The organism is Candidatus Syntrophosphaera sp. (assembly GCA_019429425.1).
In the GTDB taxonomy this organism is placed as follows: Bacteria; Cloacimonadota; Cloacimonadia; order Cloacimonadales; family Cloacimonadaceae; genus Syntrophosphaera.
This window is the reverse complement of record JAHYIU010000046.1, coordinates 1-19,630: the sequence shown is the minus strand read 5'-3', so window position 1 is coordinate 19,630 and position 19,630 is coordinate 1. Positions and strand designations below refer to the sequence as shown.

Annotated in this window: 11 protein-coding genes; 1 reads left to right on the top strand and 10 read right to left on the bottom strand. The window is 57.6% G+C overall.

What is annotated here, in order from left to right; genetic code table 11:
* Positions 1-667 precede the first annotated feature (667 nt).
* The 6 genes from K0B87_06075 to K0B87_06050 all read right to left on the bottom strand — a co-directional run bounded on the left by K0B87_06075 (position 668) and on the right by K0B87_06050 (position 9,612).
* Positions 668-3,205, bottom strand: a complete 2,538-nt coding sequence (locus K0B87_06075) for a transglutaminase-like domain-containing protein (GenBank protein ID MBW6514308.1) — start codon at positions 3,203-3,205, stop codon at positions 668-670.
* Between the two features lie 77 nt (positions 3,206-3,282).
* The gene (locus tag K0B87_06070) at positions 3,283-6,057 is read right to left on the bottom strand and encodes a T9SS type A sorting domain-containing protein (protein ID MBW6514307.1); all 2,775 of its coding nucleotides are present in this window, start codon (positions 6,055-6,057) and stop codon (positions 3,283-3,285) included.
* Positions 6,050-6,862, bottom strand: coding sequence for a DNA alkylation repair protein (locus K0B87_06065; GenBank protein MBW6514306.1), 813 nt, complete (start codon positions 6,860-6,862; stop codon positions 6,050-6,052). The genes K0B87_06070 and K0B87_06065 overlap by 8 nt, the downstream gene beginning before the upstream one ends.
* Positions 6,863-6,935: 73 nt before the next feature.
* Positions 6,936-7,685 (bottom strand): RNA methyltransferase, encoded by a 750-nt coding sequence (locus K0B87_06060; GenBank protein ID MBW6514305.1) that lies wholly within the window; start codon positions 7,683-7,685, stop codon positions 6,936-6,938.
* Positions 7,682-8,506 (bottom strand): DNA alkylation repair protein, encoded by an 825-nt coding sequence (locus K0B87_06055; protein ID MBW6514304.1) that lies wholly within the window; start codon positions 8,504-8,506, stop codon positions 7,682-7,684. Before K0B87_06055 ends, K0B87_06060 begins: the two co-directional genes overlap by 4 nt.
* A 161-nt stretch (positions 8,507-8,667) precedes the next feature.
* Positions 8,668-9,612: a ribonuclease HIII gene (locus tag K0B87_06050; GenBank protein ID MBW6514303.1), complete on the bottom strand. Its 945-nt coding sequence runs from the start codon at positions 9,610-9,612 to the stop codon at positions 8,668-8,670.
* A gap of 174 nt (positions 9,613-9,786) precedes the next feature.
* Between K0B87_06050 and groL the strand changes: the two genes are divergently transcribed.
* Entirely contained in the window at positions 9,787-11,415 is a 1,629-nt protein-coding gene (gene groL, locus K0B87_06045) for a chaperonin GroEL (protein MBW6514302.1), read from the top strand.
* A gap of 134 nt (positions 11,416-11,549) precedes the next feature.
* Here groL and K0B87_06040 read toward each other — a convergent pair whose 3' ends face one another.
* The 4 genes from K0B87_06040 to K0B87_06025 all read right to left on the bottom strand — a co-directional run.
* Entirely contained in the window at positions 11,550-12,809 is a 1,260-nt protein-coding gene (locus K0B87_06040) for a T9SS type A sorting domain-containing protein (GenBank protein MBW6514301.1), read from the bottom strand.
* A gap of 1,285 nt (positions 12,810-14,094) precedes the next feature.
* Positions 14,095-15,237 carry a hypothetical protein gene (locus K0B87_06035; protein ID MBW6514300.1) on the bottom strand — a complete coding sequence of 381 codons (1,143 nt, stop codon included), beginning with the start codon at positions 15,235-15,237 and terminating at the stop codon, positions 14,095-14,097.
* 106 nt (positions 15,238-15,343) lie between these two features.
* A complete protein-coding gene (clpB, locus tag K0B87_06030; GenBank protein MBW6514299.1) occupies positions 15,344-17,908 on the bottom strand; it encodes an ATP-dependent chaperone ClpB in 2,565 nt (854 codons plus the stop codon).
* A gap of 143 nt (positions 17,909-18,051) precedes the next feature.
* On the bottom strand, positions 18,052-19,630 hold a 1,579-nt coding region (locus tag K0B87_06025), incomplete at its 5' end, for a T9SS type A sorting domain-containing protein (GenBank protein MBW6514298.1).

Genomic DNA, 19,630 nt, shown 5'->3' with positions numbered 1-19,630 from the left:
ACACTTTTCACAATCAAAAAAACTGGATCCCGGGTCAACCACCCCACCACCCAACAAGTTGTGCGGCGAGGACCCCGGCGCCCGGGATGACAAAAACCTGGCTTTGTTTGTATTATTCAACGGTCTTAGAAGGCTTTCTTTCAAACCGAGTGGGTGATACAAAACTCTGATATTTGATAAGCCCGGAGGGCGGCAGATTTTAGCCCGGGGTGGAGCGCAGCGGAACCCCGGGATTCATGTATAAACAGATCTGAGCCCCGGAGGGGGCGCAGGCTTTATCCACTTAGTTTAAAGTAAGCCATAAAGAAAACCGGTCTTTGCGCTGATTTGGCGGATAATATCTGAGCAAACCCGCTCTTCATCACCTATATTGTTGCATATCATATCTTTAATTAATAATTCTGTCCTTTATGCAACTCTCTCTCCCCTATATGGCTCCCCTTATCATTACGGTGTCAATACGGACTCATTACGGACAAAGTCCGTATTGAGTCCGTATTGATAGCGTAATGATAAGGAGGGCGATGAAAAATGTAGGAGGATTCTGATCCTCCACATCTAATGAACCAATGTGCTTTATTCGGAGCGAGCGGAGCTTTGGAAAGCTCCGGCTACAGGTGTTGGAAACCACAGAGCCAGATTCATTTCCAAAGACAGAGGGACTATTCTATTCCGGGAGCCGTTCCCAGCGGCCTTCGTAGCCCTGCCAGTCCCCGTTATTGCGGACCAAGGTGATGGTGCGCAGGCGGTTGCGCTGATCAGCGGCCACTTTTTCCCGCCAGGCCGGACTGAATTGGTAGCCGGGAATTGCCGCTGGCGCGGGATCGTGTCCCAGCCAGAGGAAATCCCTGCCCAGGCCGCGCAGTTGTTCGGCGGTGCGGATGCTGTTTTCCTGGTCATAATTGCCGATCAGGATGGTGTTTACGCCCAATGTGTCGATTGCGGCGACGACCTCCGCGAGTTCAAGATACACGTCAGTTCCCCACTTGCGGGGAAATTCGGCCAAGACCATTTCCAGGCGCAGGCTGTCGGTCCCAGCCAGGTCCAGATGCCTGAGTTGAAAGGCGGTTTGGCTGTCCGAGACGCGATATCCCAGGTTCAGATAGTATTCGCCCTTGGGGACGCTGATCTCGTATCCGCCCTGGCCCGAGGGCTTGAAACTCTGGTCCAGCCAGTAGAACATGCCGTTCTGATAGCGGCTGAGGACCAGGGAGCCGCTGATCCCGGAAACCGGCACGCCCAGGTCGTCGTTGGCCAAAACGTTCAGTTTGGCAAAGGCCCCGGTATCCCCGACATCGGCTTCCGGGGCGCATTTTACGAGGTCGTAATAACCCCACTCCCCGTTGTCGTATTGCACGTAGATCAGGTTCGGCTGGCGCGTGAATTCTGCCGGAATGCCGCTGGCGCGGGCCAGACTGACAGCCAGGATGCGGTATTGATAGGAGTTGAGGTGTTTTCGCCGCGCCGCCACGTCGAGCGGAATCAGACCCTGCAAGGCTTTGCCGGAGTTGATCTTATACTTTTTTCTGAGCCAGGTCATGGCCTGTTTCAGTTTTTCCGTTCTGGTCCCGCCCTTTCTTCCGGCCTTATAGAAATCTTTGGGGTACATGGAGTTATGTGATCCATCCAGGGAACAGGGAAGGGACAGTTCCTCGTAGAAAACCGTGGGCGCGATCACGCTGGCCAGGTCCTGATAGGAATGTCCCTGCTCGCGCAATTGGAACTCAAGCTGCAGCGCCTCAAGCTGTTCCGCGCTACACTGCCAGAGGAATTTGGGATCGCTGTAGGAGGGATCTTCGCTGAGCAGATAAGCCAGGAATTCCCTGTCCGGACGCGGATTACGGGCCAGGAAGCGCTCGATCTCGGGAAAGTTGCCCCGGGCTGCGGAGGCCAGTTCGCCGCTCAGGCTGTCTGAAAAGGCGTCGGCCCGGCTGGAGTGGATCAGGTCCATTTCGTTCCAGCGCGCTTTGGCCAGAGCCACTCCGTCGTCCCATTCCTGGGGCGCCTTTTTCCATTCAAAGGGATTGCCCGGATAGGCCAGCATTTCATTCTGGTCGGGCAGGGGATCCTCTGTCAGGACCAAAGTGTGTTCCAGATCGTTAACTTCTCCGGAGGGAATGAGTTGCAGTGCCTTTTTGCCATCCTTGAAAGCGGAGATGTAGAAAGCGCCGCGGCCCACGCTGATCCGGAAGGTCCCGTCCTGCTTGCTGCGCACCGTGGCCAGCGAACGCAGGGAATTCCAGTTGTAGACCATGAAACTAAGCTCCACATCCGCCAGGGGCCTGCCTTGGGCGTCAACTGTCCTCAGGTCCAGGGTGCGGGTGTTTTCCCCGGCGTAGTTGCGGATGGAATTGATCACGCATTCGTATTTGCCCTGGACCAAAACCTCGTCCCGGTCGGAAGGCAGGGAGCCGTCGGCCAGGATCAGCACGGTCTTGTCGATCAGGCTGGAAAACCAGGTCTGGTCTGGATAGTAGGCCGCGTCCATGTCTCCGGTGTAGTGCCAGGCCCCGTCCAGCCAGACTTCGGCCCAGGCGTGGTTGTTATCCGTGTGTGGCCACCAAGGCGTGCTGGCTGCGCGGGCGGGCAACCCAACCGTGCGGGCTGCGGCCACGAACAGGATCTGCATCTCCTCGCAGCGTCCCAGGATGCTCTTTTGGGTGATGTCCAGTGGGCTTTGGTCGCGTCCGGAGGTAGGCTGGAATTTGAGCCGGGCCACGCACCATTGGGAAACGGCGCGGTAGAGCTCCAGTTCGTTGGGAGAGTTTTCCAGGATCTCGCGCAATCCGTCGTCCAGCAAAGCGGCGCGGTAAGCCTCTATCCTTTCGTCAGATACGGTCTGGTCGGCCACATAGGAGAGAAAGAATTCGGGTGCGTGGGTGTTGCCATAGGTTTCCAGATAGGCGCGGATCTGTTCGTAATTGCTCAGGACCGCCTGGGGATCCGCCTGTTGCAGGTTGGCATCGCTTTCATAGGCAAGCAGATAGGCCATCAGGACGTCGTCTTGCGAGCGCAGCAGTTTCTGGTATTCCTGTTTCTTGGGGGAATCCAGGCGACGCAGATTATCCCGTGCCTTGTCGCGCAACTCCTTGTATAACTGTGGGTTGCCCTCAGCGGTAAAGGGGGCGGGAAGGGAGGTGGAAAATATGCCGGAAACTCCCAGCAGCACTATGCACAACAGGGCCAAGTTCCTGATCTTTGTCATGATGGACCTTCCTTTGGCGGATTTATCTATGCGCGGCCTGACGGCCGTATTTTTTTTTGGTCTGGGCGCAGTTTCGCTTAGTTGGCCAGCTTCAGCATCTTACCCTGCCACAAGGACTTATCTCCCTGCAAACGCCAGAGGTAGATGCCCGGGGAAACCGGCCGGCCGGAAGCGTCACAACCGTCCCAGATCAGGTCGTGGCTGCCTTTGGCCAGGTTTCCGGCTTGCAGGCTGTGCACTTTCTGGCCACGCAGGTTGAAAACTTCCAGGCCCACAGTCGCAGTCCGGTCAAGCTCGAAATGCAGGGAAGTGCTTGCCGTGAAAGGATTTGGATAGGCGTATGCCTTCTGCAGGGCCGCTGGGGCCAACGGATCGTCGCCAGCCACAGGAACGAAGGGAACAACGCCGAGTTTGCCCAGGATCACGATGTACAGATCATTATAATCACTGGTTTCCGGGCCAGCCTCAACGGCTGCCAGGGCAAAGGAAGACGCCAAGGTGGCATAAGTGCCTGCGGCATGCAGGATCCCGACCGTATGCTCCGGATGCTCGGAGTTGTTGGTGGTGAAAAGTTCTTCTGCCACAGGCGAATAGGGGACCAGGATCTGGGTGTAGGGATCGGCATCCGCGGCGTAGCCCCAGGTGTGGAGGTTTTCGCCGAACCCGGCCCGCAGCCCTTCTATGTAGGCAAAGTAGTCCAAAGGCGCGTGGGTGGCAAATTTTCCCCAGAACGGGTCCTGCGGGTCCCAAGCCACATCGCCCTCCAGATACATCTTGCCGCCATTGTCCAGATAGGAATCGAGCAGGGCGTAATCCAGCGAATCGGAATGCAGGATGTAAGCCGTGTCGCCCCATCCAAAGAGGCAAAAAACCGCCTCGAAGCGATCAAGGTAGTCATAGTCGGGGATCAATTTATCGGTGTAGACAACGTTGAAATGGCCAACATCGTTGAGGGCGTTGACGACGCGCAAACCGTCATTGTGCCAGGGTTCGTAGACCAGGATCTCGCCATCCGTGTATTGCTCCTGGCCAAAATATCCCACGGCCGGATCGCCGTAGAGCAGATAGGTGTAGACATTCTGGAGTTCGGGCCAGATGATGCCGCCGGCATCGACCGGGTCACCAAAGAGGTAATACTCTGTGTGGATGAGATTTGCGTAGGCCTGGGCACCGCCCACCGTCATCTGGTTGCGGGTGATGTTTTCCAACCAATGCAGGTTGTAGGAACTGAGGCCGCCCCAGCCGGGAGTTTGCCAGCCGATCTTGTACCAGCCGGTGCGTGTGGCGGCGCTGACGTTGACGGCCTTTTTCTGCAGGGCGTATTCGGCCAGGCATTGCTGGCTACCGTCGATGTAGCCGTTGTAGCAGGAAGCGGCAAAGAGGATCAGGCCGTCCTGGTTGACCAGGTTGTCGAAACTTTGCCTGTTGACCATGCCCAGCCAGTCCATTTCCCAGCTGTCGGGCAGGGAGTTGGCATTGCCGTCATTCATCCAAACCTTTCGGGAAGAAGAAGTTGAGGAGCCGTGGGCACTCCAGTTGAGCAGGCCGTAACTGTTGCTGCTCAGCAGGTTTTTAAGCTGGTCGTAATCCAGGGCGTAATCGCTGGGGTAGGAAGGCACGACGCCAAGCTGCTCGTACATTGTGGTGCTCTGCCAGTCACTGAGCACGGTGGTCCGGGCGTATTCCATGAAGCCGGCCCCATCTGTCTGCAAATAGATGGTTTCCGGCTCTCCTTGGTAGTTCAGGAAGGCCGCGGGCAGGAGGGCGTGCTGTTTCCAGGACCCCGTTGACTGCTCGTAAGCCACTGTGCGGTCGGCAATTTGGGCCGCGACGGCGGCGCTGTTGGTGGAGATCCGGCCCACAAAGACCTCGGGCGTGAAATCGCAGAGAAAATCCTGCAAACCGTCTCCAGGCGAATATTCGCCCAACCGTCCGTCCGAATCGGTGTCGACGATGCTGCTCAGGTCACCGTAGAAAAAATCCGAGGCCACGGTGTCGTAGCCGTCCGGTTCGGGAGTCAGATACATCACCGGAACCGTGTCGTGGTCGCCCACCAAAAGCAGGTAGCCAAAGGGACTGGCGTAATACTGGGCAACCAGGTAATTGCGCAGTTTTTCGCCGGAGCTGGATCCGGGCGTGGTGGCCAGGATGGTGTTGATGTTGGCAAAGGAGGTGATCAGGCCCTGGCCCTGGCGAAAGGATTCCAAAGGCGCGATGGCGGCATAAAGCTCTGGAGTGCTTATAATTAGATAATCATAGTTCTTGGTGGGAGAGGAACTGTAGTATTTATCCAGATCCTGGGGATTGGCAAAAAAGCCGCTCCTGAAGCCAGGTTGGGAGCGTTCCAGGTCAAGCAGGACCGGCGGAACGCGGTTGGGCCTGGCATCCGAAGCCTCTGTCCAGGAAAGGTTTATCCTCAGTGAGCGATAGCCGCTCCACTCGCTGCCGGTCCAGACAAAGGGCAGGACCCGGAAACTGGCGTAAGCCACATCCCCCCAACGCTTTATTCCCTGAAAGAGCACTTGCGGTGCGAGCTGAGAGGCAGGCGGTGCGGAAAGCACTTGCTCCCCGTTGGCAAAAGGCGGATTGACCTGCGGCGCGGGAGCGCCAAACTGCTGGGGGACAGTAAATTGGTGCGCATGGCCGAGGCCTTCCGCGGCCGGGGGTATGATAATATTGACTGTCTTTGCCGGAAGTTGCGGATAGCCAGGCGCGGTAAGGGTTCCCCAACCCGCGGTTTGCAGGGAGGATCGGGATTGGAGGCCGGAGAAGTCCAGGTCGACGGAAAGCTCTGCCGCGGCCAGGAACCAGGGCAGGCAAAGGGCTAAAATCAAGGCAAGGGGTCTATTCATGGGTGTCCTCAGGGGTCTTTTTTTCCTTGCGGAACTGGGGTTTGCGGGATTTCTTGTCTTCCGAGATGGCGCGGCGGAAGCGTTTCTTTTTGTCCTTGTTCATCTTTTCCGTGGCATATTGGATGATCAGGCGCGGGGACCTGTCCTTGTTTTGGAACAGGAAATCCTCCACCTCGCGGGGAAAGAGTTTCCACAGCTCGCGGAGCAGCCAGCCGACGCCCTGTTGCACAGGCCTGGCTTCATCCAGCATCAGGGGCTGCGCGAAATCGAGCAGTTCGGAAACGGGCAGGCGGTTTCTTTGCCAGAGCATGGTGACGGCCGCGACGCGCCGGGTCCATTTGCTTTCTGAGCTCAACCAGGAGCGGAAATCGTCCATCGTGGCCAGATTCAGTTCCAGGAATATCGGTGTGATCTTGGTGGCGATGAGGTCCGCGTGGGCCCAGTTTTCCACCACGCCGTCCAGGCAGCGCCTGATCTCGTCATAGATGCTGCGGTCGAAGCGGGGGCGGTGCTTTTTGAGAAGCAGGATGGCGAGGGAGCCAAATTCGTATTTGCCGGTGGCGAAGAAGTGCCAGGCCAGTTTCCCCAGTTCCGGAACGCTCGGCTGGAAGCGGGCCAGGACCTCATTGCGCAGTTCCTTGAGCTGGATCTCGTCCAGCCCGAAGGCATCGTAGCCCTCGGTGAAAAAGCGGGCGTTCTTGTTCACCAGGACCGGGTTTTCGTGGTCAAAGAAGTATTTCTCGCAGAAGCTGAAGATCTCTTCCTGGCGCGGGTCCATCTGCGTGACGGCCAAAAGTGTGGTCATAGGTTTATCCTTTATGGGTTGCTGGCAGAAACCCTGTTCCACCAAGGCGGATACGAATTGTTTGATATGCGGTCTATTTTTCATTTCCGGTGCCGGGGCCTGAGCCCCGCTCCTCGTTGTAACCCCTGCCTTTGCCCGTCACGAGGACATGCCAGCGGTTGAACATCTGCCGGAACCGCCAGAGCATGGTTTTGGAAGGATTGAGCTGCGTGAGCATCTTGTTCAAAAACAACTCCCAATTCGTGGTTTCGTGGCTGCGGAAAAAACATGTCGCCTGCATAACCTCGAGCATGTAGGCCTTGATTTTGTCAAGTTCTATTCCGCTCACGGACCTGAGCCTGGCGCTTTTTGGCCCGGCAAAGGGCAGGCGCTGCAGTTCCCAAAGGGCGATGGTGACTGCCTGGGCCAGATTGATGGAGGGAAAATCAGGATTGGCCGGAATGTGGCAGCGCAGGGGACAGAGCGCGGCTTCTTCGTCGGTGAGGCCGAAAGTCTCGCGCCCGAAGACGAGGCCGATCTCCAGGTCCGGGATTTTAGCGCAATATTGCGCGGTCTGCGCCGGATCCATGTCCACGGGCTTGTATCTGCCCACGCGGCGGGAAAAGGCGATCACGCGGTCCAGGTCTGCCACGGCTTCCCGCAGGTTGGGAAAGAGCCTGGCCTCATCCAATAGGTGCTCGGAATGCATGGCCAGGTAGAAATCGTTCTTTTTGGGCACGCTGCCCACGATGCGCAGGTTGCTGAAGCCGAAATTGTGCATGATGCGCGCGACGGCGCCGACATTGCCCTCGTAAATTGGCTCCACCAGGATGACGTGGATCATGCGTCCTTGAGCAGCTTGCCAAGGCGGTTGCCCATCTGGACGACGCTGGGGTTGGAATCAGACTTCCATTCCTGGGCGGTGCGCTGGGTTACGGAGATGAATTCCTGGGTTTTGTCGCGCATGTTCTTCTGGGTGAAGATGCTGGCCAGTTTGCGGAGGGTCTGCCAGATCGTGCGGGCGCGGTTTTCGTCGCCCTCCAGCAGCCAGCGCTTGATGTTGGCATAGGTCTGCAAAGGCCGCTGGCGCCCCACCTGGGTGAGAATGTGGGCGATCTTTTTTTGCACTTCCTCGCTTTCGTCGTCCAGGAGCTTGCCCAAAAAGGTGAGCACATACTGGGGATTCCGCCCGGCGATGCTTTCCATCCCGTGCAGGCTCATGGCGCGCTTCTTTTCGTTGTCCGAAACGGCCCAGAGGGGCATGTAGTCCTTCATCACCTCGGGGCTCTTTTTCCACAGCTCGAAACAGATCGTCTCGCTCTCCCAGGGAACCGATTCGAAGGTCTTGTCCAGGGTTTTGACGATGACCTCGGGATTGTCCTGATAGCGATTGTAGAAATAGAAGAGGGCCGTGGCGCGGATGCCGTAGAGAAAATCGTCCAGCATCTCCGAACAGATCTTTTCCAGCTTGCCCTTTCCTTTATATACGGCCAGGCGTTTGCCCAGTTCCTCGCGCACAAAGTAGTTCGCGGTGTTGGCCAGCTCGAAGATCTGCTTTCTGGCCATGTCGGTGTTGCCCTTGTCCAGGTTTTTGAAGACCTTCTCGACATGCGCTTCCATGAGTTTGAAATCGTCCAGGTTCAGACGTCCCATTGCTTTGATCATATTATTCTGCTCCAAATCTCGTCGTGAGATGTATCCGTATTCCGAGGTATAATCTAGATAATAAATGCCTGCATTCCTAGGTGGAATCTGGAAATATGCCTCTGTTTGCTTGTCTTGGTTGTTATTGGCTCAAGTTTCGGATGGCGCGACTTTCTGTCAAGCTATTTATTGGCGCCAGGCTCGAAGATGTCCTGCACGCGGACGTCCCGGCTGGTGACAAAATGCAGCTTGGCCACCTCCGCCAGACGGTTCCAGCCATATTTGTCGGCAAATTCCCGGGCCGGGGCGAGCACATTTTTCCCGCTGCCGAGAGGAAACTTCATCTGGTAATGCCGGTCCATGGCCTGCCGGCTCTGGATGAACTGGTAGCGAGCGATGATCGAAGCCGCGGCCACGGCTGGATCGGCTTCCGCGCCGGGACGTTCCTCCACCGGTATTGGCAGTTCCCGGCTTTTAATGAATTCGCGCACCTTTTTCCGGCGGCTAAATTGGTCCACGAGGACGCCCTGGGAATCGCCAAACCTGCCCAGAAGCTCGATTATGGCTGTGCCGTGCTGCCAGGCCAAAAGGTCGTTCAGGTTCTGCTTCCGGCTCTGCATGTCCGCGATTATCTCGTTGTATTTGAGGGGTTTGATCACCACGCAGGCGATCCGGGAATTGAATTTTTCGTAAAGCTGCAGGGCGATGGATTTGATCTGGGGGTCGCGCAGCTTTTTGCTGTCCGCCACGCCCAGCCTGCGCAGAGCGCCTTCCAATTCGGAATCCATGGCAAAGGCCGCCACGACCAGAGCGCCGAAATAATCCCCCTTGCCGCATTCATCCGAGCCGATCCAGCGCTCCCAGGTGTGAAAATCGCCCACCGGCTGTTCCCGGCCCCCGCAGAGCTCCTCCAATTCCTGTTTCAAAGAGCTTCCGGAGTCGGCGCCCAACACTTTGCTAAGTCCTTTTTTGGCAGAGTGGTAGACGTTCAAAGTGGCGGCCTGGGAGTCCCGCGCGAGGCGCAACTGCACCCCATAGGCGATCTCGCGCTGGCTGCTGATGTGGATTCCGCGCCGGGCCAGTTCCGGCAGAAGTTCCGCCAAGTATTCTTCTATATGCTTGTCCATGCTTGTCCTTGGATTAAGTTGCGGGCATGCTCAGCGAAGCGATGGATTTGTCAATGCTAAAATTGGAAAAAATAATTTGTGCTTGACAGAAATCGGCTTATCTTAGTTTTAGCACTCAGTCGAACAGACTGCTAATCTTGAATACAGATTACACTATATGGAGGTAATACAAAAATGGCAAAACAAATGCTATATTCTCACGATGCCCGCACCGCACTGAAACGGGGCGTCGACCAGCTTGCCGATGCCGTGAAGGTGACCCTTGGCCCGCGCGGCAGAAACGTGGTATTGGACAAGAAATTTGGTTCTCCCACGATCACCAACGACGGTGTGACCATAGCCAAGGAAATTGAATTGGAAGGCGAATTTGAGAACATGGGCGCCCAGCTTTGCAAAGAGGTCGCGGAAAAGACCCACGATGTGGCCGGAGACGGCACCACCACCGCCACCCTGCTGGCCCAGTCCATCATTGAGGAAGGCCTGAAGCACGTGACCGCCGGGGTGAACCCGATGTATCTGAAGCGCGGCCTGGAAAAGGCCACCAAGGTGGTCGTGGACAAGATCCACGAATATTCCAAGACCATCAAGAGCAGCGAGGAGATCGCCCAGATCGCCGCAATTTCCGCCAACAACGATACGGAGATCGGCAAGCTCATCGCCGAGGCCATGGATTCAGTTGGGAAAGAAGGCATTATCAACATCGAGGAAGCCAAATCGATCGACACCGGCCTGGAGAAGGTCGAGGGCATGCAGTTCGACCGCGGCTACCTTTCCCCCTATTTTGTGACCAACGCGGACAAGATGGTCACCGAGCTTGAGGATCCCTTCATCCTCATCCACGACAAGAAGATAAGCGTCCTCAAGGACCTGCTTCCCATTCTTCAGGAGATCTCCCAACAGGGCAAACCCCTGCTTATCATCGCCGAAGACATCGAAGGCGAGGCCCTGGCCACCCTCGTGGTCAACAAACTCCGCGGCGTGCTCAATGTCGCCGCAGTCAAGGCCCCCGGCTTTGGTGACCGCCGCAAGTCCATGCTGGAAGACATCGCCGTCCTCACCGGCGCCACCGTGATCAGCGAGGAAATGGGGCGCCGCCTCGACAGCGCCACCATGACCGACCTCGGCCGCGCCAAGAAGATTATCATCGAAAAGGAAAACACCACCATCCGCGAAGGCGCCGGCCCTGAAACAGCGGTCGCCGCGCGCGTCAAGCAGATCAAGGCCCAGATCGAGGAAACCACCTCCGATTACGACAAGGAAAAGCTCCAGGAACGCCTGGCCAAGCTTTCCAGCGGCGTGGCCGTGATCCGCATCGGCGCCGCCACCGAAACCGAACTCAAGGAAAAGAAAGCCCGCGTGGATGACGCTTTGCACGCCACCCGCGCCGCGGTCGAGGAAGGAATCGTGCCCGGCGGCGGAGTCACCCTGATCCAGGCCGCCAAAGCCCTCAAGGACCTGAAGGACCTTTCCCACGAAGAGAAAGTGGCCGTGCAGATCATGATGAAAGCCCTGGAAAAACCCGCCTACCAGATCGCCTCCAACGCCGGCGAGGAAGGCGCGGTCGTGGTTGAAAAGCTCAAAGGCTATACCGATGTGCACATGGGTTACAACGCCTCCAACGGCAAATTCGAGGACCTGCTCAAAGCCGGTATCATCGATCCCGCCAAGGTTGTGCGCTCCGCGGTCCAGAACGCCGCCTCCATCGCCGCATTGCTGCTCACCACCGAGTGCATCATCACCGACATCAAGGAACCCGAACCACCCGCTCCGATGCCCAATCCCGGCATGGGCGGAATGTACTAAAACATCTCCAATACCATACATAAAGAAGCCCCTCCCAAGCGGAGGGGCTTTTGTTTCAAGGAGTTGGGGAGCTTTTCTTCTCTCAGCGCCGGATCAATGCGGCCCAGAAAAGCCAATTAACAAAAATCCCGGCCTCAGCGGTCAAGGACCGTCACCCTCCGGACCGCGCTTTGACCGTCTGGGAGCCTCAGCCGGACCAGGTAAATCCCGGCTGCCAGATCCTGGCCCTGGTCTTCTTTTCCGTTCCAGGCCAGTTTGTGCGTGCCCGCGGAAAAAGCACCTTTGGCCAGGCTTTTGACCTTTTGCCCTTTCAGGTTATAGACGGCCAGATCGATATTGCCGGACTCCCTGGCCTCGAAAGAGATCTCCGCCGCGCCGGAAAAGGGATTGGGGCGGCAGGCCAGTTCAGGCCCCGCGGGAGGGATCTGCTCGTCCTGCGAGCCTGTGTTGGCATAGACTTTTTCCCATTTGTACCAATCCTGCCAGCCGTCCGCAGAATTGATCTGATACAAGACCAGAGTGGCGTTGCCAAAGGCGTCGTTGGTATATGTGTAGCGCTTGGTGTCATGCCAGCCCTGGGTACTGCTGTTATACTGCTGCAGGATTTCGGTCAGGAAGCCGTTGCCATCGCATGTATGGATGTCGCGCTTGTCGTCCCGCCAGGCATATTCGCCGTTTATCCAGCTCCAGAACTGGTAAAGGGTTTCGGCCAGGCTGCCGTCGGGCGTGTAGCTGTAAACATATATCATGCGCTGCGTATATTCTTGCGGATCACCAATGACTGTGAGGATCAGCTTTTCTTCCAACTTGCCGTCCGAATTGTAGCTATAGAACCTGCTCTCATATTCCGTGAAGGTCCCGTCCCAGGAATAATAGCCGTAGAGATGCTCGCTGGCCAGCCGGCCTTGTTCGTAAGAATTCGCCTGCTGATAATTCAGAAACCACTCACTTCCGTTGCCTTCGTAAACGAACACCTGGCCCAGATTTCCGTCTGTTTCGTAGACATTGCTTTCCCTGTGCGAGCCACTCCAGACGCCATCCGCGATGGAATAATAGACGGTTCCCAAGAGCTGCCCCGCGGCGGTGTATACGTAGTCCCGGGCGCCGAACAAATTCATGGCTCCATCCACCATATTATGGCGGGCGATCAGATCTTGCTGCCCCTGCGCGTTGTAGCCGTAGTTTTCAAGGTAAGAAAACTGCCAGCCAGCGTTGTAGTGGTATCTGGTGTTTTGGGTGAGCAGCCAGCCGCGCCGGGAAGAGTGATATTCCGGGCCGGGATCCAGTTCCGGCCTTTCAATACCGGTTTCGGTCGGAAAGGTTTCGCCCGGCTGGAACGCCTGCAGCACGCAGATGCAGAAAACGAACAAAGGTAAAAGTCTGAGCTTTCCCATGGTCTTCACCTCGCGGCTATTTTATAGCAATATTTATTCCATTCCTAAACTTTTCCCTAAACCTTTATGCAAAGCTGTTCATATTCAACTGGATTAGGTAATCCACGCGGGCGCAGGCCGTAGACAAAACTGTTTTATCCTGTGACAAATCCGCCGCAGGTGGGAGCAGGCAGTTGTCTAAACGATATCAACCGGTGACAAACCCTGCCGCAGGCGAGGTGCAGGACAATAGGCCCGGGATTTATCCCGGGTATTCACGACATTTTCGTTGAATGTCCTCAATTTCCCCACCCCCTCCCCAAACACAGATTTGATCTGGGTTTGGGGAGGGGATGGGGTTATACAATGTTGATGTCTCAACCATGTAATACGACGGCTAAAGCCGCCGCCTATATTCCTGCAACCTGCCTGCGGCAGGGTTTGACAGCAGTCTGAGCCCCGAAGGGGCGCCAGAACTTAGAGGTGGGTGCGGAACAACCGCAGAGAGTGCAGCCTCCCGATCTCGCGATCCACATGAATGAAGCCCCGGAAGGACAGAAAGAACTTATCCGGGGCTTCCCCATTGCTTCGATACCCGGGCCATCAAATTCGTCATAACCATCCAAACCATCCTTCTTCGAGCTTCTCAAGCCCGGCTGGAACAGGCTTTGGCCACCTTCCGCCCTCCCTTCAGCCAGTCAATCACTTGTCTATCCACTGTCTATCACTTGTCTATAATAGACAAGTGATAGACAGTGGATAGACAAGTGATTAAGAGCCTCGCAAGAGGGCGGATGGGGGTTTTATCCAGGACCAGTAAGGTTTCCAGGCCAGGGAGCCGGGCCCTGGGTCTCAGCAGGGATATCCAGTCCGGAGGACGACAGTGCATTAACACGGTATGGAGTGAAGCAAGCCCGCAAAGGAACGCAGCGAGTTTGCGGGGCCAGGAACGAAATACCGTGAACCAGTGAGATATCGTCATTGATAAAACATCCCCACCCCCACCCCATTGGCGGGACGCCGTCCCGCCAATGGGGTGGGGTAAAAAACATCATCAAGGGACAACTCGACACGGCATTCCGCTGCGCTCCATACCGTGCTAATGCACTGCCGTCCTCCGGACTCAGGAAAACTCCACCACGTCACCACGCCACCACGCTAAAACGCTAAAACGCCAAAACGCCAAAACGCCATCACGGCACCACGTCAAAACGTTAAAACTCCACCACGCCCTCACGCCACCACGCTAAAACGCCAAAACGCCAAAACGCCATCACGGCATTCCCCTGCGGAGGGAAAATTGAGCTTAATCCTCGATCAGCACGTCGCCATAGGCGTAATGCCCGTCGTGGAACCAGATGAAAACGCGGTAGAGGCCAGGCTCGAGGTCGTGCACATGCGCGTAGATCGGGTAAAATCCTGGTTGTTCCAGGTAGTATTCCTTGCGGACCGCAAGCTGAGAATCGAGCACAAGAACGGTGGCGGTGCAGCCGGATTTCACCTCCACAGGCAGGCGGAAGTAGTCCTGGCAGGGATTCGGATAGGCCGGCGACACGCTGTTTTCAGCCGGTGGGAGGGTGACACCCACCGGGCCGTAAATATGGCTGGGATCATCGGCAAAAACGTGTTCCAGCCAGTAATAGTACGTGTGGCCATATTCCACATCGGAGTCCGTATAGGTATAGCTATGCAACTCGCTGGTGTTGGTGGCCGGGATCAGTTCTGGAGTGATGCATGGGGCGGTGGTGTGATCGTTCGTTTCAGAGCGGTAGATGCGGAATCCGAGCATCTCGGTTTCCGACTCGGTCACCCAGGTTATGCGAACCTGGTTTTGCTCTGCCAAAGCGGTGAAAGAGAACCAGGGAGGAGGGATAATATAGAAATAGCCTTGGTAGCCGTAGATGTAGGTGTTGGTATCCGAATTGAAAGACACCCGGGGATCCGGGTCGAAGCCGTAGAAGTCCATCAGCACTGAATAGCGGCCTTCCAGGGTCGGGTTGTAAACTCCCTCATGGGTGAAAGTGTGGGGCGTGGCCTGGCCGGTGGGCGAACCATTAAGAAAGATCGAGGCGGCCAGTTCAGCGCCGGTATCGGCATCAAAGGCTTGAACGCAGATGTAGTAAGGGTCTTTGGCACCGCCTCCCTTGACTGTGGACGGAATAAGACCTTGCAGCGCGGCCTGGGATTTGTCTGCAGCGTCGTACTCGAACACTTTCCAGTCCTTGCTGTCCCCGCCTTCGCCGTAGCTTACCGTACCCAGAGAGTTTCCCTGCGCGTCGGTCTGCTCGTAATCCGCGAAGTGGCCCACATACACAGGAAAATCGTAAGCCGCGAGCTCGATCCAGCCCTCATGGGGATCGTCATCGTCGTCCGGATCGAAGATGTTCAATCCGCAGCCCGCGGCAAGCGCGAGCAGGACCAGAAACAGTAGATACGCGGCCTTCTTCATAATATCACCTTAAAGCCTGAATATTTGCGTCGGATATTTCTGTCAAGAAAAAACCGCCCCGGAAAAGGCTTCCGGGGCGGCCTCTTGTGGGGAGATGTATGAAAGGTCAGGTGATCAGGACCTCGCCGCTGCGGAAATCCAGCTTCATCACGGGACCGGCGAATCCGGCCAGCACGGCTTTGGCCATGGCGTCCTCGAGGTCTTTCTGGATCAGGCGTTTGAGGGGCCGGGCGCCGAACTGCGGATCGTAGCCGGCTGTGGCGATATGGTCGACCAAAGCCTGGGTCCAGTCGAGTTCGATCCCTTTCTCGCGGACGCGGCCGGCGAGCTGCTTGAGCTGGATGGCCACGATCTGGCGGATGTTTTCCTTGCTCAGCCTGTGGAAGATGATGACGTCGTCCAGGCGGTTGAGGAATTCGGGCCGGAAATACTGCTTCAGAGTGCCCATCAGTTGCGGGCGCAGGGCTTCGAGGTCGTCGCACTCGTAGATCTCCTGGGAGCCGATGTTGGAGGTCATGATGATCACGCTGTGGCGAAAATCGACCGTCCTGCCCTTGCCGTCGGTCAATCTGCCGTCATCGAGGATCTGGAGCAGGATGTTAAACACGTCCGGATGGGCCTTTTCGATCTCGTCGAAGAGGATGACGCTGTAGGGGCGGCGCCTCACGCCTTCGGTGAGGTATCCGCCCTCGTCGTAGCCAACATATCCGGGCGGCGCGCCGATCAGCCGGGCCACCGAGTGTTTCTCCATGAATTCGCTCATGTCCAGGCGCAGCATGGCTTTTTCGGTATCGAAGAGATAAGCGGCCAGGGTTTTGGCCAGTTCGGTCTTGCCCACCCCTGTCGGGCCAAGGAAAATGAAGGAGCCGATGGGCCGGTTGGTGTCGCTGAGGCCACTGCGGGAGCGGCGGATGGCATTGGCCAAAGCGGTGATCCCCTCCCTCTGGCCGATCACGCGCTGGGCCAGGATGTCCTCGAGGCCGAGCAGCTTGTTCATCTCGCTCTGCACCAGCTTGGATACGGGGATGTTGGTCCATTTGGAGACCACTTCCGCGATCAGTTCCTCATCCACCTTTTCCTTGATCAGGGGGTCGTTGTCCTCTTCCGCCGCGGCGCCGAGCTCTTTCGTGAGTTCAGCCAGTTCATTCTCCTTTTCCTTGATGGAGCCGTAGCGCAGCTTGGCCGTGGTCTCGTAATCCCCTTCCCGCTCGGCTTTATCCGCCTGGCTTTTCAGGGCATCTATCTCGGTGCGCAGGGCGCGGGCGCGCTCAAAAACCTTCTTTTCGTTTTCCCATCTGAGGCGCAGGGCGTTGCGCTCCTCGCTGAGCTGGGCGATCTCGGAACTGATCTTCTCCAGCCGCTGTTTGGAAAGGCTGTCTTTTTCCTTGGCCAGGGACAGGCGCTCGATCTCGAGCTGGCGCAGTTTGCGCTCCGCCTCATCCAGTTCCGAGGGCAGGGAATCGATCTCCATGCGCAGCTTGGCGCAGGCTTCATCGATCAGGTCGATGGCCTTGTCCGGCAAAAAACGGTCGGAGATGTAGCGGTCGCTCATCACGGCAGCCGAAACCAAGGCATTGTCCGTGATCTGGACTCCGTGGTGGACCTCATATTTTTCCCGGATGCCGCGCAGGATGGAGATGGTGTCCTCCACGCTCGGCTCCTGTACCAGCACGGGCTGGAAACGCCTTTCCAGGGCGGGGTCATTCTCTATGTGTTTGCGGTATTCGTCGATCGTGGTGGCGCCGATGCAATGCAGAGAACCCCGTGCCAGAGCGGGTTTGAGCATGTTCGAGGCGTCCACAGCGCCCTCGGCTGCTCCGGCACCCACCACGGTGTGGATCTCGTCGATGAAGAGGATGATGCGGCCGTCGGACTTTTCCACCTCGCCCAATACGGCCTTGAGGCGCTCCTCAAATTCGCCGCGGAATTTCGCCCCGGCCAAAAGAGCCGCCATGTCCAACTCCAGGATGTCCTTGTCCTTCAGGTTTTCCGGCACGTCGCGGGCCACGACCCTGCGGGCCAGGCCTTCCACGATGGCGGTTTTGCCCACTCCGGGCTCGCCGATCAGGATGGGATTGTTCTTGCGGCGGCGGGAAAGGATCTGCACCGCGCGGCGGATCTCGTCGTCACGCCCGATCACGGGGTCCAGCTTTTCCTGGCGGGCCAGGCGGGTCAGATTGCGGGCGTATTTCTCCAGGGCCTGGAATTTGGCCTCCGGATTCTGGTCCGTGACCCTCTGGTTGCCGCGCAGTTCTTTCAGCGCCAGGAGCAGTTTGTCCGCGTCCGCGCCGTTGGCTTTGAGTAACTTGGCGGCCTCCTTGCCTTTGTGGAGGAGGGCCAGCAGGACGTGCTCCAGACTGATGTAATCGTCCTGCAGCTGGTCCGCCTCGCGCTCCGCCTGGTGCAAAACGTCCAGGACCTCCTGGGAAAGGTAGATCTGGGCGCCGCTCACCCGGGGTAGCGTTTTGAGAGCGTCCTCGATCTGGGCGGACAGGGCGGAAGTATTTACCTCCAGCTTTTGCAGCGCGGGCAACACCAGGGAGTCGCTCTGCTTGAGCATCGCGGCCAGCAGATGCAGGTCCCGGATCTCCTGATGCCCATTTTCCTGGGCCAGGTTTTGCATGGACTGCAGGGTCTCCTGGCTCCTGAGCGTAAATCTTTGCGTATTCATATCAAGTTCCTCATAAAGAACAAGATAAGCGGCAAGGCCGGAGTTGTCAAGGAAAATCTTAGCAGACTATGCGGTAGATTGCTAACTTATTCCAAACGCTTGTGGGAATATCGTTTACCCTGCCTGCCGTATGTCTCCCTAACCTATTTGAGCAGGACCAGCTTCCGGACGTAATCCTGGGATCCGGTTTTCAAGCGGCAAAGATAAACCCCGGAGGGGAACTCACTGCCGTCAAAGCTGATCTGCTGGTCACCCGGGCCAATCTGGCGGCGCTCCAGGCAGGCGCCCCGGAGGTTGTAAATACTGAGGGTCCCGGTTTCCCTCTCCGCGACATGGGCCTTGATCTGGAAGGCCTCGCCCCGTCGCGCGGGATTGGGAAACGCGCCGTAAAGCGCTGAACTGCTTTGCGCTCCGGGGATGATGGGATCGTCGGTGGGCACGCCGCCCACGGAGAGTTTGGCCACAAACACATCGCTGCTGCCCATGCTGACCAAGGGATGGGGGCCAAAGATACCCGTCTCTTCGTAATACCCTGTGAAATAGCTGTTCCCGGCGTTGTCCACACCGCTCCCCTGGCCAAGGTCATTTCCCGTCCCGCCGCCCCGGACGGCCCAGATCCAGTTTCCCGCGGCGCTGATTTTGGCCGCGAAAGCATCGAAATTGCCCGCGCTTTCCAGAGTCGAAGCGCCAAACCCGGCGGTCCCCTGAAATCTGCCCGTGACGTGGATATAGCCGTTGCCGTTGGTGGAAATGCCCACACCATAGTCCGAATTGGCCCCTCCCGCGCGCCTGGCCCAGATCCACTCTCCGTCGAAGCCCAGCTTGACGGCGAAGCAATCCCAGGCGCCCTGGCTGACCAGAGAGAATGGCCCAAAGGTGGCGGCACTGCCGAACGCGCCGGTGACGTAGCAGTTGCCGTCCGGATCGGCGCAGATCCCGCTTCCCCAATCGGAGCCCGAGCCGCCGGCTGATACGGCCCAAATCCAGTTTCCGTCGGGATGCAGCTTGGCGACGCAGATGTCATGATAGGCGCTGCTGGCAAGGTCGATCTTGCCAAAATCGGCGCTTCCCTGGAATTCGCCCGTCACCAGGCAGTTTCCGTCATTATCCACGGCGACGGCATAGCCGCAATCGTTTTCCGTGCCGCCAGCGCGCTCGGCCCAGAGCCAGTTTCCGGCCTCATTGAGCTTGGCCACGAAAATGTCGTCATTCCCCGCGCTGTAGAGGGTGGTGGCGCCAAAATCCCCGCTCCCGGAAAGCCTTCCGGTGATGTAGCAGTTTCCGTCCGCGTCGGCGGCCACACCTTTGGCCTCGTCATTGTTTATACCGCCCGCACGCCTGGCCCAGAGCCAGTTTCCGCTGCTGTCCAGGCAGGCGGCGAAAACCTCGGTTCCGCCCACGCTCTGCAAGATGATGTTTCCAAAATGGGCCATGCCGTTGAATTCTCCGGTTAGGTAGATCTTGCCGTTGCCGCCGATGGCGATGCCGCGCCCGGATTCGTCGGTGCCGCCTCCGGCGCGCTTGGCCCAAAGCCAGTTCCCCTCGGCGTCAAGCTTGGCGACGAAGATGTCGTAGCCCCCCAAGCTGGTGAGCAGGTGGGAGCCGAAAGTGGCGGCGGAATAGAACCTGCCGGTGATGTAGGTCGCTCCGTCCCCGTCGGTGGCCGAAGCGTAGGCGTTATCTGAATTCGAGCCTCCGGCGCCCCGGGCCCAGAGCCAGTCC